Annotated in this window: 10 protein-coding genes; 6 read left to right on the top strand and 4 right to left on the bottom strand. The window is 54.7% G+C overall.

Going from position 1 to position 15068, the window contains the following annotated elements; genetic code table 11:
* The first annotated feature begins 18 nt into the window (after nt 1-18).
* Nucleotides 19-780 carry a formylglycine-generating enzyme family protein gene (locus QML71_RS07485; RefSeq protein WP_282011299.1) on the top strand — a complete coding sequence of 254 codons (762 nt, stop codon included), beginning with the start codon at nt 19-21 and terminating at the stop codon, nt 778-780.
* Nucleotides 777-1505, top strand: a complete 729-nt coding sequence (locus QML71_RS07480; protein WP_282011298.1) for a leucine-rich repeat domain-containing protein — start codon at nt 777-779, stop codon at nt 1503-1505. The genes QML71_RS07485 and QML71_RS07480 overlap by 4 nt, the downstream gene beginning before the upstream one ends.
* A gap of 37 nt (nt 1506-1542) precedes the next feature.
* On the opposite strand, the gene QML71_RS07475 is transcribed toward QML71_RS07480, so the two are convergent.
* Nucleotides 1543-2238 (bottom strand): molybdopterin-dependent oxidoreductase, encoded by a 696-nt coding sequence (locus QML71_RS07475; RefSeq protein ID WP_282011297.1) that lies wholly within the window; start codon nt 2236-2238, stop codon nt 1543-1545.
* Nucleotides 2239-2484: 246 nt separating this feature from the next.
* Between QML71_RS07475 and QML71_RS07470 the strand changes: the two genes are divergently transcribed.
* From QML71_RS07470 to QML71_RS07460, 3 genes are read left to right on the top strand one after another with little or no spacing between them, the layout of a single operon-like run.
* Nucleotides 2485-5886 (top strand): glycosyltransferase family protein, encoded by a 3402-nt coding sequence (locus QML71_RS07470; RefSeq protein ID WP_282011296.1) that lies wholly within the window; start codon nt 2485-2487, stop codon nt 5884-5886.
* Nucleotides 5883-7676, top strand: a complete 1794-nt coding sequence (locus tag QML71_RS07465; protein ID WP_282011295.1) for a CgeB family protein — start codon at nt 5883-5885, stop codon at nt 7674-7676. The genes QML71_RS07470 and QML71_RS07465 overlap by 4 nt, the downstream gene beginning before the upstream one ends.
* A gap of 1 nt (nt 7677) precedes the next feature.
* Nucleotides 7678-9435 (top strand): glycosyltransferase family 9 protein, encoded by a 1758-nt coding sequence (locus tag QML71_RS07460; protein WP_282011294.1) that lies wholly within the window; start codon nt 7678-7680, stop codon nt 9433-9435.
* On the opposite strand, the gene QML71_RS07455 is transcribed toward QML71_RS07460, so the two are convergent.
* Nucleotides 9390-10934, bottom strand: coding sequence for a phosphoglycerate kinase (locus tag QML71_RS07455; RefSeq protein WP_282011293.1), 1545 nt, complete (start codon nt 10932-10934; stop codon nt 9390-9392). The two genes, QML71_RS07460 and QML71_RS07455, sit on opposite strands and share 46 nt — an antisense overlap.
* A 255-nt stretch (nt 10935-11189) precedes the next feature.
* Between QML71_RS07455 and QML71_RS07450 the strand changes: the two genes are divergently transcribed.
* Complete coding sequence (locus QML71_RS07450; RefSeq protein WP_282011292.1) at nt 11190-13442, top strand: Rne/Rng family ribonuclease; 2253 nt, start codon at nt 11190-11192, stop codon at nt 13440-13442.
* Here QML71_RS07450 and QML71_RS07445 read toward each other — a convergent pair.
* Complete coding sequence (locus QML71_RS07445) at nt 13439-14209, bottom strand: formylglycine-generating enzyme family protein (RefSeq protein WP_282011291.1); 771 nt, start codon at nt 14207-14209, stop codon at nt 13439-13441. The genes QML71_RS07450 and QML71_RS07445 overlap by 4 nt on opposite strands.
* Entirely contained in the window at nt 14206-14922 is a 717-nt protein-coding gene (locus tag QML71_RS07440; RefSeq protein WP_282011290.1) for an HmuY family protein, read from the bottom strand. Before QML71_RS07440 ends, QML71_RS07445 begins: the two co-directional genes overlap by 4 nt.
* Nucleotides 14923-15068 lie beyond the last annotated feature (146 nt).

Here is a 15068-nt window from a genome sequence, read left to right as displayed (position 1 = left end):
GGTGATTGGCCGGTTACGATGAGGATCTTCACGGCGTTGATTCTACTGCTTTGGGTCGTCTCCACCGCCTGCTCTCCCCAACCTTCGCTGCAACCCGATTCCTCCTTTGACATCACCGAGGACATGGTGTTGATCCCTGGGGGAAAGTTTCAGCGGGGTTGCGATGCCCTGGGCCCGGAACACGGGGCGCCGGCGCATGAGGTGTACCTCGAAGACTTCATGATCGACCAGTACGAAGTCACCAACAAAAAACTGGAAGAGGTGATGCCCGACCACCTGCTGCGCCGCAGTGCCTCCTCCAGTTGCGACAACTGCCCCGTCTCCAAAATCACCTGGTACGAAGCCGCCGACTACTGCCATCTCATCGGCAAAGCTCTGCCCAGCGAAGCGCAATGGGAAAAAGCCGCGGGAGGGAAGAATGGATGCGAGTTTCCCTGGGGACTGGAATGGGACCCGGTGCAGGCCTACGGCGGTAAGGAGTTGCAGGACGACGCCTCGCCCGTCGGGCAATTCCCCCCCAACCGCTACGGTTTGTATGATATGGCCGGTAACATGTGGGAATGGGTTGCCGATTGGTACTCACCGCAATTCTATTTTCTGGGCGAATTGATGTACAATCCACGTGGACCCCGCCGTGGCGTGATGAAAGTCCGGCGCGGCGGTGCCTGGTCCGACAGCATCAACGGGATGCGGGTCGGCTACCGCGACTGGAGTTACCCCTTTTCCCGCAGCTTCAGCGATATCGGTTTCCGCTGTGTCATCAACCTGAAACGACCATGAACGCAACCCCGAAACTTGAGTACATCAATCGGCTGATCAAGGAACATTTGAGCGAGGACGGGGACCTGGAGTTCAATGGCCTGTTCATCGGCGACGAAGGCTTGCAGGCGTTGGCCGAGGCCGACGGCGTGGAGAACATCGTCAGCCTCGACCTCAGCAAGAACCGCATCACTCACAAGTCGGTTCATTTCCTGGCGGACAACCCGCGCTTTCAAAACCTGCGGCGTCTTTATCTCGGTGAAAATCAGGTCGGCGACCGGGGGGCGGTGTCTCTGGCGCAGGCGCATTTCTGTCCCAACCTGTTGCAGTTGGACCTGCGCTTCAACGATATCGGGGAAGAGGGCGGCATGGCCATTGCCGAGGGGGCGTTCAAGAAATTGCAGGTGCTCATCCTGCAGGACAACCCCATCGGCGACGACGCGCTCATCACCATGGCCAAGCATCCCGGCTTTGCCAACGTGCGCAAGCTGAACATCTATCGCACCAACATCACCGATCGCGGCATCAAAACCCTCGCCCGCTCGAAAGTATTCCAGAAAGTCAAACACCTGAACATCGCGCGCAACGTGCTGCGGGTGGATGCGGCGGTGGCGCTGGCCAACACCAAGACCTTGCAGAACGTCGAGACCCTGCTGATGTTCGACACCTACATCGGCGACAAAGGTGTCCAAGCCCTCTCCCAATCCCAATGCCTGCCCAAACTGCGGACTTTAAGGCTTACTTGATTTAGAGGGGAAAGGTGCCTGACGGTTCGCGCCCGACTCACCAATACCGTTCCTCCAACCAGGGGTTGGCGCTGTTGCTGTAGCCGCGCTGTTCCCAGAATCCCAATTCGTCGTCTTCGCGGAAAATGATCTCACCGATCCATTTGGCTCCCTTCCACGCGTACAACTGCGGCGTGATCATGCGCACCGGCCCGCCGTGCTCCTTCGACAATGGCATTCCCTCCCAGGTGTGGACCAGGAGCACGTCGTACTTCATGGCTTCCTCGATCGGCAGATTGGTGGAGTAGCCGTCGTAGGCCTTGATGTACACGTAGCGCACTTCCTTCTGCACCCGGCAATGATTGGCGAGATCCGAAAAGCGCACGCCTTTCCAGCGGTTGTCCAGCCGGCTCCACGAGGTGACGCAATGGAAGTCCGACACATCCTCCACCTGCGGAAATTTGTTGAATTCCTCCCAGCTGAAGGAGGCGGGGTAGTCTAAAAGACCCGATAGCGTCAGCGACCAGTTCTCCAGCGGGATTTCCGGCTGGAAGCCGAGATCGAGCACCGGCCAGCGGTCGGTGACGCTCTGCCCCGGCGGGGTTTTGGGCATGCCGTCGCGGTTCAGCGGGCCTTCGCCCATCGGCACCTCGCCGGTCCATTCCTTGCCTTCCTGGCGGGCTTTCTGGTACTGGATCATCGCTTCCCGTGTGCGGATGCGTTTTGACTTGGGGTCGGGGGTGGGGAACTCCATAAAAACCTTTGAGTTGACGATTGTTATATAAAAATCTGGATTGGGGGCATTCAAAATCGCTTGAAAAATGGTCCTTTATTAGACGGTCCGGGCGGCGATTGGGTTCAGCCTATATCAAGCCTTTATTTTATAAGCGATTATACGGTTTTTGGGGGCGGGGTGTCCAATGCAATAAATGCTAAAGCAATTTTTTAAATATTCCGAAAAGAGTTTAAGCGTTTAAAACAAAAGGAGATCACCGCAGCGATGAACCTCAAAATCCTCACTTTCAACTGGCATGAACCGTACATCTGCCTGATGGCCCACACGGGTTACGAATTCCACATTCTGGAACCGGAAATCCAGCCCGGGCAACGCCGCCAGTGGGATTGGAACATGCGTCCGTTGCCGAAAAACGGGCACATTGTCAGTGAGGCGGAGGCGCGCCAAAGCCTGGAGAACGGGGAGTATGCCGTCGTCATCGCGCACAACCTGAAAGACCTGGCCTGGGCGCAGCAGTATGACCTCCCAAAGATCGCCGTTTTCCACAACAAGTTTTCGACCGAAGCGGCGTTGAGTGGCAATAGTGTGGAGAAACAAGAATACTTCGAGTTCGTTCAGGACTTGACGCACGACGCGCACCGGATTTTTATCTCGAAGAGCAAGCGCGACGACTGGGGACTGCAAGGCGATATCATCCGTCCCGGTCTGCCGCTGGAAGAATACGGCGGGTACCATGGCAATGGCGGCTTCCTGGTGCGGGTCGCAAACCATCTCATGGAACGCGATCTCATGCTGGGCTACCGCGTCAGCAGGGAAATCGTCGATGGCTTTCCGTGCGTCACGCTGGGGCAGAATCCGCACCTTCCGGACGCCCGGTTGTCACGTGGTTTTGAGGATTTGCTGGACCATTACCGCCGCGGCCGGATGTTTCTCAACACCACCGTGGACGGGTATGAAGATGGTTACAATCTGTCGATGCTGGAAGCGATGGCTACGGGCATGCCGGTGATCACCACGTCCAACGCGACGTCGCCGATCGAAGACGGAGTCAATGGATTCATTTCGGACGATATTATGGTCTTGCGGCGGCGGGTTGAAGACCTGTTGCGGAATCCCCTCAAGGCGCAGGAACTGGGTCAGCAGGCACGTAATACGGTGGATCAACTGTTTCCCATGAAGCAATTCATACGCAACTGGAAGCAGGCGGTTCAAACCGCCATCGATTTGTTTCTGGCGCGACATGAAAAAAATCCCAAGGCAAAGGTCGCGTCTGCCGACACCTCTCCCCGAAAGCGGAACGTGTTGCTGGACACCAACGGCAACCCGGTCACCACCGCCCACTATCTGGAGCGGGCATTGCGCAAAACGCAGCAGGTCATCACCTGCGGTTCCGCGTTCACGATAGAACATAAAAAAAACTGGAACATGGATGCCCTGCATTGGCCTGCAAACCAGCCGGATATGAGCCGGGAACCGGGCGCACCTGTCCGGAGCGTGCTTTCGAATTTGCCAAAGGGCTGGCAGCCGGATGTCTATATCTATGTAGAAACCGGACTGAACACAATACCCGGGGACCTGAACACGCTGACGATCCCCAAGGTTTGCTATTTGATCGATACCCATCTGAATCTGGATCATCATTTGCAGATTGCGCGGCCGTTCGATCTGGTTTTCCTGGCGCAGAAAGAATACGTGGCACGTTTTCGTGAAGCGGGCATGGAGTGGGTGGAGTGGTTGCCGCTGGCCTGCGATCCGGAGATCCACGGCAAACAGGACGTGGCAAAGAGGCACGATGTGGGTTTTGTCGGCAGCATTCTGCCCACTCTGCCGCGCCGCAAGCAATTGCTGGATTCGTTGGCGCAGCATTTTAACGTGCATAAAGATCGCCGCTTCATGGATGAGATGGCCGCCGTGTTCAGCCAGTCCCGAGTTGTGTTCAACAATGCGGTCAATAATGATCTCAATATGCCCGTGTTCGAGGCCTTGTGTTCGGGCAGTCTGCTGGTAACGGATGCGGCTCCGGGAAGCGGGCTGGCGGAGCTTTTTGAGGACGGTACCCATCTGGCGATTTATGACGATGCGTCCATCGTGGATACGGTGCGGTATTACCTCGATCATCCTGAAGAGGCCGAGCGCATGGCCGCTGCGGGCCGGCGCGAAGTACTGGCCCGGCATACTTACGATCATCGCGTTCAGGTTCTCATGCAACATGTGGAACAGTGGATCGAAGAGGCTGCGCAAAAGGAAAGTGCGATCGATTCGGCTGTGGAGCCGGTTCCCGCATATTTTCGCAATGTTCGGCAGGATCTGTTGCCGCTCGTTCCGGAAACCGCCCAATCCATTCTGGAAGTGGGCTGTGGCGCCGGAGGGACCGGGTACGCTCTCAAGCAGAGGCAGAATGCCACGGTCGTCGGCATCGAAATGAATCCCGGCGCGGCGGAGGCAGCGCGTAAGGTTCTGGATGATGTGGTGGAAGATAATATTGAAACGATGACATTGCCGTTTGAGGAAAACAGTTTCGATTGCATCCTGTTTGCGGATGTTTTGGAACACTTGGTCGAACCCGGAGAGGTTCTTAAGAAAACCCGGCCCTATTTGAAACAGGGCGGGGTGATGATCGCCAGCATTCCTAATATTCAGTATCACGGGATTCTTCATCAATTGAGTGAGGGCAGTTGGACATACCAGGATGAAGGCATTCTGGATCGCACGCATCTCCGGTTTTTCACCTTAAAGGAAATCGAAAAGCTGTTTTCAGAAAACGGGTATGACATCCAGGCGGTTGAAGAAAACATCGACTCTCAGTACGAATCGTATGCCGCCTCCGGCCGGACCAGTTTGAAAACCGGACGGGTGACCGTATCCGACTTGTCTCCTGAGGAATTACGCCGGTTTTTTGTCATCCAGTACAAGATCGTGGCGCGACCGGTTTTCAATAAGGAAACCAAGCCATTGAATGCATCCGAGGACACCGCGCTGGATTCAAACATGGAAAGGCTCAAGGAGGCCCGCAAATTAGAACGCTCCGGTGCACTGTCCGAGGTACTCCAGCGCTACCAGGCGCTTTGCCGGGAAGATTCGCAATCTTCCGATGCCTGGGTGGGGCAGGGCAATGTTTTGATCCGCTCCGGTAATTCAAAAGAAGCCGAAGGGTGTTACCGGCGCGCTATTTCGATCGATGAGGCTCACGCGGGAGCCTGGCTGGGACTCGGTGGGGTGGCGCTCCAGTCCGGGAATTGGCATGACGCCGTGGCGGCGTATGAAGTGATCCTGAGTGAGGACGCTATCAACAGCAAGGCCTTGTGTGGCATGGGAGTCGCGCTCGAACATCTGGATCAGGCGACGTCCGCCCATCAGTATTATACAAACGCATTGAAGTCGGACCCGGAAAACAAGGCGGCGTTGGCTTCCCTGATAAACCTATCCTATCTCCTCAATAACTTCATCCATGTAGAAGAGTTTTTAGGCCGTTTTGTAAAGCAGAATCCTACCAATTTAAATTTGCTGTTTGGTCTGGCAGGCGTGCAATACAAATCAGGGAAACGGGTCGAAGCCCGCAAGAATCTGGAAACTATCCTTAGGTTCGATGCCAACAATAGCGATGCCCATACTTTTCTGGAAAAACTGGACGCAGAAAATTTGAAGACGGGAAAGGTCTGTTCATGAATCACTTTGATTCCAATATTCAAATTCTGGAGAAGACTGATCCCGGTCTCGCCGCGCGGGTGAAGTTGGAGCCGTATCCCGAACACATCACCGTGGTCACGGCAAAGGATGGGCAGGCCGTTCCGGTGTACGGGGAGATTTCCCTGCACAGCAGGTATTACCCGAAAAAGGAAGCCGTGGACAGTCTCGTTGGCTTTGAACCGCAAGGCGATTCGGTCATTGCCGTGCTTGGTTTGGGATTCGGGTATCATCTCAAAGAAATCGTTGAGCGGTTTGACAATCCGATTATCGTCATTGAACCGAGACTGGATTTATTCCGCGCCTTCCTCCAGCACGTGGATCTGCGTGATTGCCTGCAGCGTGTTCAATTCCGTATCGATGAACCGCCTCCCAAAATCCTGGCACGCAACGAAACCCGGAACTGGGAGGTATTCGTCCATCAGCCGTCAACTTTTGTGTCATCCCAGTATTTTGAAAAGATGGAGCAGTGCATTCGGACTCTGGATGTGCTGGAGACCAAGTCGTTGCGTATCCTTGTGGTCAATCCCGTTTATGGCGGGTCGCTGCCGACGGCCAGATTCTGCAAGGATGCTTTGGCGTCCATGGGGCATGTGGTGGATAGCGTCGATTGCGATCGCTTCAAGGACGCCTATTTTGAAATTCAAAAAATAACCCGTATCGAGAACAATCAGAAATTCCTGAACCACAAACTCATGGAGTTGATGGGAGAAGCCGTGGTTGCACGCGCCGTCGAGTTCAAGCCCGACCTGGTTCTGGGGTTGGCGCAGGCACCGATGAGTGCAGAAGCGGTTTCCAAACTGAAAGTAATGAAAATCCCGGTGGCGTTCTGGTTCGTCGAAGACTGCCACACGCTGACTTACTGGAAGGACGTGGCCGGTCAGTACGATTATTTTTTCACCATTCAACAGGGCGAGTTTTTCAGGAAGCTGGGTGAACAGGGTCTGAGTAACTTCTACTATCTGCCGCAGGCGGCGCACCCTCCCATTCACAAACCTTTGGAACTCTCCGATGAAGATAAGAAAAAATTTCAGGCCGACCTTTCCTTCATGGGGGAAGGGTATTACAACCGGCATCGTGCCTTCGCCCGCCTGCTAGATCAGAATTTCAAAATATGGGGCACCGGTTGGGTGCAGAACTCGGGTTACTGGCCACACATCCAGAATAACGGAGAGCGTGTGGACAGTGACGATTGCGTGAAAATATACAATGCAGGCAAGGTCAACCTGAATCTGCATTCCTCGACATATCATGACGGGATCAATCCGAATGGTGACTTCGTCAATCCCCGAACCTTTGAGATCGCCGCCTGCGGTGGGTTTCAACTGGTCGATTCCCGGTCTGAAATGGGAGACTGTTTCCGCATTGGCGAGGAAATGGTCACGTTCACCACGCTCGATGAGATGCGGGACAAGGCTCTCTATTACATGGAACATGAAGAAGAACGCCAGGAGGTGGTTCGCAAGGCAAGGGAGCGGGTTCTGAAAGAACACACCATGCGGCACCGGATGCAGGAAATGCTGCTGCACATTTATTCTGACCGGGAAGAGGAACTGTGCGTACGCCTGGAAAACCGGAAGAGCGAGATCGACCGTGCCCTGGAACAGGTTCAAAACGATGCCGAACTGGAAGCTTTCTTGAAACCTTTTCGCGGCAAAAAAGATTTTACGTTTCAAACCGTCCTGGACCAGATCAACGAGAACGACGGGTCGTTTTCCGATCCGGAGCTGTTGTTTCTCATGGTGGACCAAATCATTCCAAAAAAGGGTTGATATGCCAAAAAATATCCTCATCCTCAACCAGACGCGCATGGGCGATCTCGTTCAGTGCACGCCACTCATTGCCGGGTTGCGGCAGAAGCACCCCGATGCAAAAATCACCCTGGCTGTAAACAGGTCCTTTGAAGAGTTTGCTCGCAAAATCCTCCATGTGGATGAATTGGTGGTGTTCGACATCGGCCAGTACAACGATCAGGACTGGAGCAAAGAAGTCGTCTGGGTGACCCTTGTGCAGTATTTAAAAAAGTGTCTGGATGCTTTACGCGGCAAAAATTTCGATCTGGTGGTCAATCTCAGTCATTCTTTTCTCAGCGCGTACATGATCAAGTACCTGCAAATCCCGGAGGCCCGCGGATTTTGCTGTAATGAAGAGGGGGATCGCAAAACCGAGCACCCGTGGTTCCAGTACTTTTTCATCGAGCCCATGAACCGGCCTTATAACACATTCAACCTCGTCGATATTTTTGGGCGGGGCGGCGATATCGAGCCCGCCACCAGCGGCATTCTGGTGCGCAATGGAGCCGAGGATGAAGCGGCCGTCTCCGGGGTGATCGAAACCCATGGCATCGATCAGGATGAACTGGTGATCGGCATTCAGGCAGGGTCCAGCATTGCAGACCGGCGTTGGCCGGCCTCGCGATTTGCAGAGTTGGTCGATCGCCTGATCGAAACATCGAATGCGCGAACCATTCTGTTCGGCGTGAAATCCGAAACGGAGTTGTCGGAACAGATCATCGGTGCATCCAAAAACCCCACACGGATTGTGAATTTGTGCGGCCAGACGTCTATCACCCAACTGATAGGCATGTTGAAACGATGCCGCTATCTGGTCACCAACGACACCGGCACCATGCACATCGCCGCCGCTCTGGGTGTCCGCATCGTCGGTTTGTTCTTCGCCCATGCGCATCCTGCCGAAACCGGCCCCTATTCGGCAGGCGACCTCATTTTCCGCGCCAACATCGCCTGTGCACCGTGCAGCTACCATGTGCATTGCAGTAATGTGATCTGCGTGGACAAGGTGCAGCCCCGGCATGTGTCGGCCTTGATTCACGGTCATCTGGAGTCCGGGCGCTGGCAGGTTCCCGAATTCATGCAGCATCTCCCCGAGATGGACTTGCTGGAATCGTATTTTGACGAGGAAGGCTACCTGGCCTACAAACCGCTCATCCGCCATCCTCTTGCAATGGAAACGTTATTCTCTCAGGCGTACCGCCGCATGTGGCGCGATTGTCTGATGGAAACCCGGGAGACGCCTTCCGAAGCGGCTTTGAAAGAGATGGGAGATTTTCTGGAGCAGCACTATGACGTACGGGGTGAAGATGGGCTTTGGGACCGGGTGCTCCGCAAGCAGGAAGAACTGCACCGGCTCTTGCGACTGCTTACGGACGGGGGCGTCACCAGCGACAAGCTGATGCAGATTTACGGCGATCATGGGTTCGACAAGCCCCGCATCCAGGCACTGGGGGAGCGCATCGCCGGCATCGATGACGCCATCCGGAAAATCGGTTTGACGCATCCCGAACTCAACCCATTGTGCGACATGTTCGATCGGCGAAAGGAAAATTTTGAAGGCAAGGACCTGCTGGATCTGGCGCAGCGAACCAGCGACTGCTATCGGAAATTTAAAATTGAAGCGCTGTCTTTATACACCGTGCTCGACTCTCTGCGTGAGCGGTTGGCGGAAGAGGATTCCACGGGTCCCGATCAGGCGGATGTGAGTTCCAAAAGAATGGCGGTGCCGGGCAGGTAAGACGGAGTGGGCGACGCGCCCCGGTCCTTGAAGTAACCTTCCAGAAACTCCAACGCCGCCCCGCCGCCGGTGGAAACAAAAAAGTTCGAAGAAAAGTAGTTGCACAGATTGTACGTGTCCACGTTGTTGAAGCCGATGGACAGCATCGAGGCATTGACGGTTTTGTGCAGTTGCTGAATGATACGCCCCCGCACCTGATACTTCACCCCTTCCAAATCCAGCTTGTTGAGAATGGCTGCGGAGTCGCCCCCGCCGATGACCACCGACATGTTTTCATTACTGATCGCCGCCGCAAACAGAAGCTCGGCCAGCTTCACCGATCCTTCCGCATACTGCTCCGTCTGCGGGTGATCGTAAGCCCCCAGCGGGCCGTTCCAGAAGACATTCTGGATTTCACCGGTCTGTCCTTCCAATAAAATCTTGCGGGCAAAGTTTTCGATGGTCTTGGGGCCCAGGTCCAATTGAAAATCGTCTTCGAAATCCGGCTCGTCCTTCACCACGTATTCGGTTTCGAAGTAATCCTTGGTGATCTTGTAGTCGTCCGGAAAGACGATGCTGACCTTGTTGGCTGCTGCCAGCTTCATGATCTCGTCGGCATAGCGGACTTCCTTCAGCACGTCCTCGCGTTCCTCCGGTGACTTGTTGACAAACAGCTTGGCGGGGAGGTCGTCCTGTTTCAGGGAGGGCACCAGTTCGGAAAACTTTTTGGCCAGCAGAAAGGCATTGACCATGCGGCCACCTATAAAAATAAGGCGGATGCGGCTGTCCACAAACTGTTTTAAAATACCGATCTTGTCGGCAATCTTGGCCCCGCCTGCAATGACGGCCGTCTTCTCCGGATAATCCAACGCCTTTTGCGCAAACTTGCCGAGCCGGGTGATCTCCGAGTTCAACAGATTGCCGGCCACCACGATTTTTCCCTGCTGGCGCATATACTGGGGCAGCACTTGGATGCTTTTGGTAACCCGGTGACTGCATCCGAACGCGCAATTTATGAATACATCCGAAAATTTAGCGACTTCCTTCATAAACTCTTCCCGGTAGGTGTCCGGATTGTTCGGTTCCAGAAGGTAGCGCAGGTTGGGTAAAAACTTGATGCCACCCCGCGGAAGCCGGTGATTGGTGATGATGCTCAATGAATCTTTCAGATGGGAATCGGTGATTTCCGGCGGAAAAATCGTGTAGGTATCCCCGTACAACTCGCGGATCAGCGTATCGAAGTGCGAACACACGAACTGGATATTGAACACCCCGTCCCAGCCCATGAAATCCTTCTTTTTATGCGGGCGGCCCAGGTGCGATCCGATGATGATGCGGCAGTTGCCATCGGTCAGTTCATGAATTTTTTTGAACGTGGTATCGACAAACCGGCGGATGCGGGTGTCGTCGGCAACGCGGTAGCCCTTGCTCGTATTGACCAGAGGCACATTGAAATCGACCCGGATGAAAATAGTTTTTTCAATGAGGTCCGCCGGAGTCAAATCATCCAGGCAAGGCATTTTGGCGATGTTTTCCATCAGGAAAAAGAGCCTAAATTATTGATTTTATATGGTATAATGGTTTTCCTGAGGGGCTGGGTCCGGTTTGTGTTACGGATTCCGGGAAGGGAGCCGCCTCCTTTTGCGAAGTTTTTGATTCCATTCATAAAATAACACAAATTACCGTTTTTGAAATAATATTCGTTTTGTTTTATGATGTCCAAGGCAGGTAGTCGGCGAGGACTCCCAAGCGCCAAATGAAAGGCCAACAATGATATGTCCAAAAAGAAAAAACTGTTAATCAATGCGGAACATCCTGAAGAATGCCGCGCCGTAATCATCGATGATGGAAAGATCGAAGAATACATCGTAGAACATTCTTCCCGGGAGTTACTGAAAGGCAATGTTTATCTAGGTGTTATCACCCGGGTGGAACCCGCCATTGAAGCCTCATTCATCGATTATGGTGGCAAAAAATACGGCTTCCTCCCCTTTAAAGATGTGCTGAAGGAATCGTACCTTCAGACCGGTGAAAGGAAATCAAGAACCCGAATTCAAGACGTTCTGGTCCGGGGTCAGAAAATACTGGTGCAGGTGGTCAAGGAAAGCCGGGACGCCAAAGGCCCGTCTTTGACCAATGCCGTCACCATCCCCGGCCGGTTTCTGGTGCTGATGTGCTCCAAGGAAACCAGTGGAATCTCCCGAAAAATCGAGGACGAATCCGAACGCAAAAAAATGAAGGAGGTGCTTTCGGACCTCCAGTTGCCGGAAGACATGGGCGTGATTCTGCGCACCGCCGGCATGGGACGGACCAAACTGGAACTGCAAAAAGACCTGCAGATGCTGATGAAAATTTGGGAAGGCATCCAGGAAAAATTGCAGGATCCGGAAACCAAAGGCCCCTGTCTGCTTTACAAGGTTCCGGACATGGTGGTGCGTACGGTCCGCGATCATTTCACCAACGATACCTCTGAAATCATCGTGGACAACGCGGACTCGTACAAGGCCGTGAAGGAATTCATACGCCTGGTCATGCCGCGCATGCGCAACCGCGTCAAGTATTCGCAGGAAACGAAACCGCTGTTTTCCCAGTACAAGATCGAAGAACAGATCGAAAACATTTACAAAAAGCGTGTCGAATTGCCTTCCGGCGGGTCTCTGGTGTTCGATGTCGGCGAGGCGATGGTGGCCATCGATGTCAACTCCGGCAAGACCACGAGTTCGAGTGATCTGGAAGAGACGGCCACCCGGACCAATATGGAAGCGGCGGATGAGATCGGCCGCCAGTTGCGCCTGCGCGACCTGGGCGGGTTGATCGTCATCGACTTCATCGACATGTTCTCCAAAAAGAACAAGAGCAACGTCGAAAAGGAGATCAAGAAAAGCTGCAAATCCGACAAGGCACGCATCAATATTTCCCGAATCTCCCGATTCGGTCTGCTGGAAATGTCCCGTCAACGTTTGTCCTCGCCGGTCAAGGAAGGTCATTTCGAGCAATGTGTGTTGTGCCAGGGAACCGGGTTCACGCGGACGGACAGTTCTGTGTCTTTGAGCGTGTTGCGCAAAATTCGCGAAATTCTGGCGGAAGGAAATGTCAAGGTGCTTGCGGTCGAGGTGTCGGCATCCGTCGCCAGTTACCTCTTGAATCACAAAACCAAGTACCTGCAGGATTTGCAGGACAAAACACAATGCCTGCTCCAGTTTTCCGCCAAGGACCGCCTGGCGTACGAGAATTTTTCGTACACCGTGCTGGAACGGAAACGGGAAGAAGAGCGGCAAATGGAAAATCGAAACCGCGGGGTGGAGTTTCGCACCGCCCTGCCTGCCAGTGCAGACAGCCAGCCGGATTCCCGATCGAGGCCGCGTACCGAATCGCGACCGGATACACGTCCCGACTCGCGTCCCGATTCCCGTTCGGAAGAGCGGGGAGACCGCGAACGCGGTGAGCGTCCTGAACGGGCTGATCGCGAGCGCCGAGGACGGGGACGTCGGTCCTCCAGCCGGGGCCGCTCCCGATCCGGGTCGTCCAACCGGTCGCAGGCAGGCCAGAACCGGAGTCGGCCGAGCTGGCCACAACCTGCCGAGGGAGAGGACCCCATGCAGGGCCCTTTGCAGGAACAGCCTCCGGTGGACAATGGACGTGACAGCCGTGCGCCGGTGGACAGGGATACGGCTCCTGCAACCGATACCGCACCGCCTTCGGCAGAAGGGATGGAACAGAATTCCGCTGAGTCTTCGCCGGAAGAAGCCAAGCCGGCTACGACCGGAGGACGCGGTCGATCCCGGGACGGACGCAAAGGTTCCAGCCGCAAGCGGTGGAGCCGGCCCCGATCGACGCGTAAAACGAACAGTGATGACAGCCCCGACAGTCCGGCAAGTGCGGAGGGGGAGGATTCCGGTCAGCAACCGACGGAAAATGTATCCCGTCTGCATGAGGTGGTGCTCGACAAGCCGCCGTCGTACAAGGCCGACGATCGGGAGAGAGAAGCTCCGAAACCGATCCGCGACGATTTGGCTCCTGGAATTTAATCCGAGTTTTCGGGCTTGGGTCTAGATGCCGGACGGGCGCAACGAAAGCCCGTATTCCAGGTTCGCATGGTGGGGGGCGCAACATTCCGGTACGGCAACATGGCGAATTGTTCCATGAAACCGTGCTCGCGTTTGTTGTACGCCCCGCCGCGGATGACCTTGAAGGCTTCACCGAAATTGGTGTCTTCATGCTTGGATCCGGGGTAGGGCCGGTACCAGCTTGCCGTCCATTCCGACACGTTGCCGTTCAGATCCGCCACGCCGTAGGGGCTGAGGTCCGTTTCGACACTGCCGACGGGGTGCACCGTTTTCCCGAAATTGGCTTTGGCCTTGTCGAAATCGTTGCCCCAAACGAAGAGGCGCCCGTCCTCGCCGCGTGACGCTTTTTCCCATTCGAATTCCGTGGGCAGGCGTTTGCCCTGCGACAGGCAATAGGCATCGGCTTCGTACCAGGTGATGCCACGCACCGGATGGTCGGCGCGGCCTTCGGCGTATTGGCTCGACGGTTTGAATTTCAGAAAATCGGAGTACGTCACTTCGTCGCGGTCGATGTAAAACGCGTCGAGTTGCAGGCGTTGTGCCGGTTGCGCATTGGCGCTGGAGGTGCGGTCGGACATGAACGCCGGCAGGCTGCCGGAAGTGGGCATGCCCAGTTGGAACTCACCTGCGGGAATCAACACCATGCCTTCATCGCTGGAGGAAGCGGCGGGTTGGCACGCTGCAAGAAACAGCGTGGCCAGCACGGCCAGAGGAAGCCACTTCTTCAATGGGTGACCTGAGCGGTTTGAGGTTGTTGTGAGGGCGGCGGGGAAAAGGTCTGTTCGTCATTCGGTATGAACTGGTATTCCAGCGTCAGGCAGGCCGCTTCATCCCGCGTGCACATCATGGATTTGCAGTCCGATTCCGGGCGCTCGCAGTAGTAGTTGATGATTTTCAATTTCACGAATCCGTCGCCGGTATCGATCAGGTACACGTCTTTTTTTGATTCCACGTTGTGGGTGCGGGTCCGGTAAATGTACCAATCCACCAAAGCCTTGTTGACGATGCTGCCGCCCCAACCCCGATCGTCTTTTTTGAAGTCCGCCCGGCTGGCAGGCACCTGGGCGACCTGATTGAATTCGATCTGTCCCAGATTCTTGACCTGCACGTTGCCTTTTGGGTTGGTGACGCCCCCATTGGTGACGATTTTGGTGCGTTGAAACGCCAGATCCCAATCCAGCTTCTGCAGGCGGTTCACATCCTTTTCCATATCGTCCATGCGCACGACATTCCCGGTGGAAAAATCCAGTAGCGCCCAATTGTCGCGTGACTGGGCATCGACTTTGATAAGCGGGTAGTCGGTCTTGTAACGCTCGACTTTTTTGGGCGGCAGGGGCAGGTTTTCAAAGTCCTCGATGTTGGAGGACAGGAAATAAAACATGAAGTTGAAAAAAACCGTGGCCCCTATAAGGATCAGAAATGTTTTGAGCGTGGTATTCATAATGGCATTGTACCAAAGGGTGCGGGTCTGGAAAGGGGAAAATTGACAGCGAGTTTTACCGATTTCTCCTTCAATTTCAATGTTAAAGATCAAAATCGCCTTTTTTCCGCCGGGCAGGATGGGTATAATGGTTTTGGAGCGGCAAT

Origin of the sequence: Nitrospina watsonii (assembly GCF_946900835.1) — a bacterium.
Lineage (GTDB): Bacteria > Nitrospinota > Nitrospinia > Nitrospinales > Nitrospinaceae > Nitrospina > Nitrospina watsonii.
The sequence above is the reverse complement of the archived record's forward strand: the minus strand, read 5'-3'. Positions and strand labels throughout refer to the sequence as shown.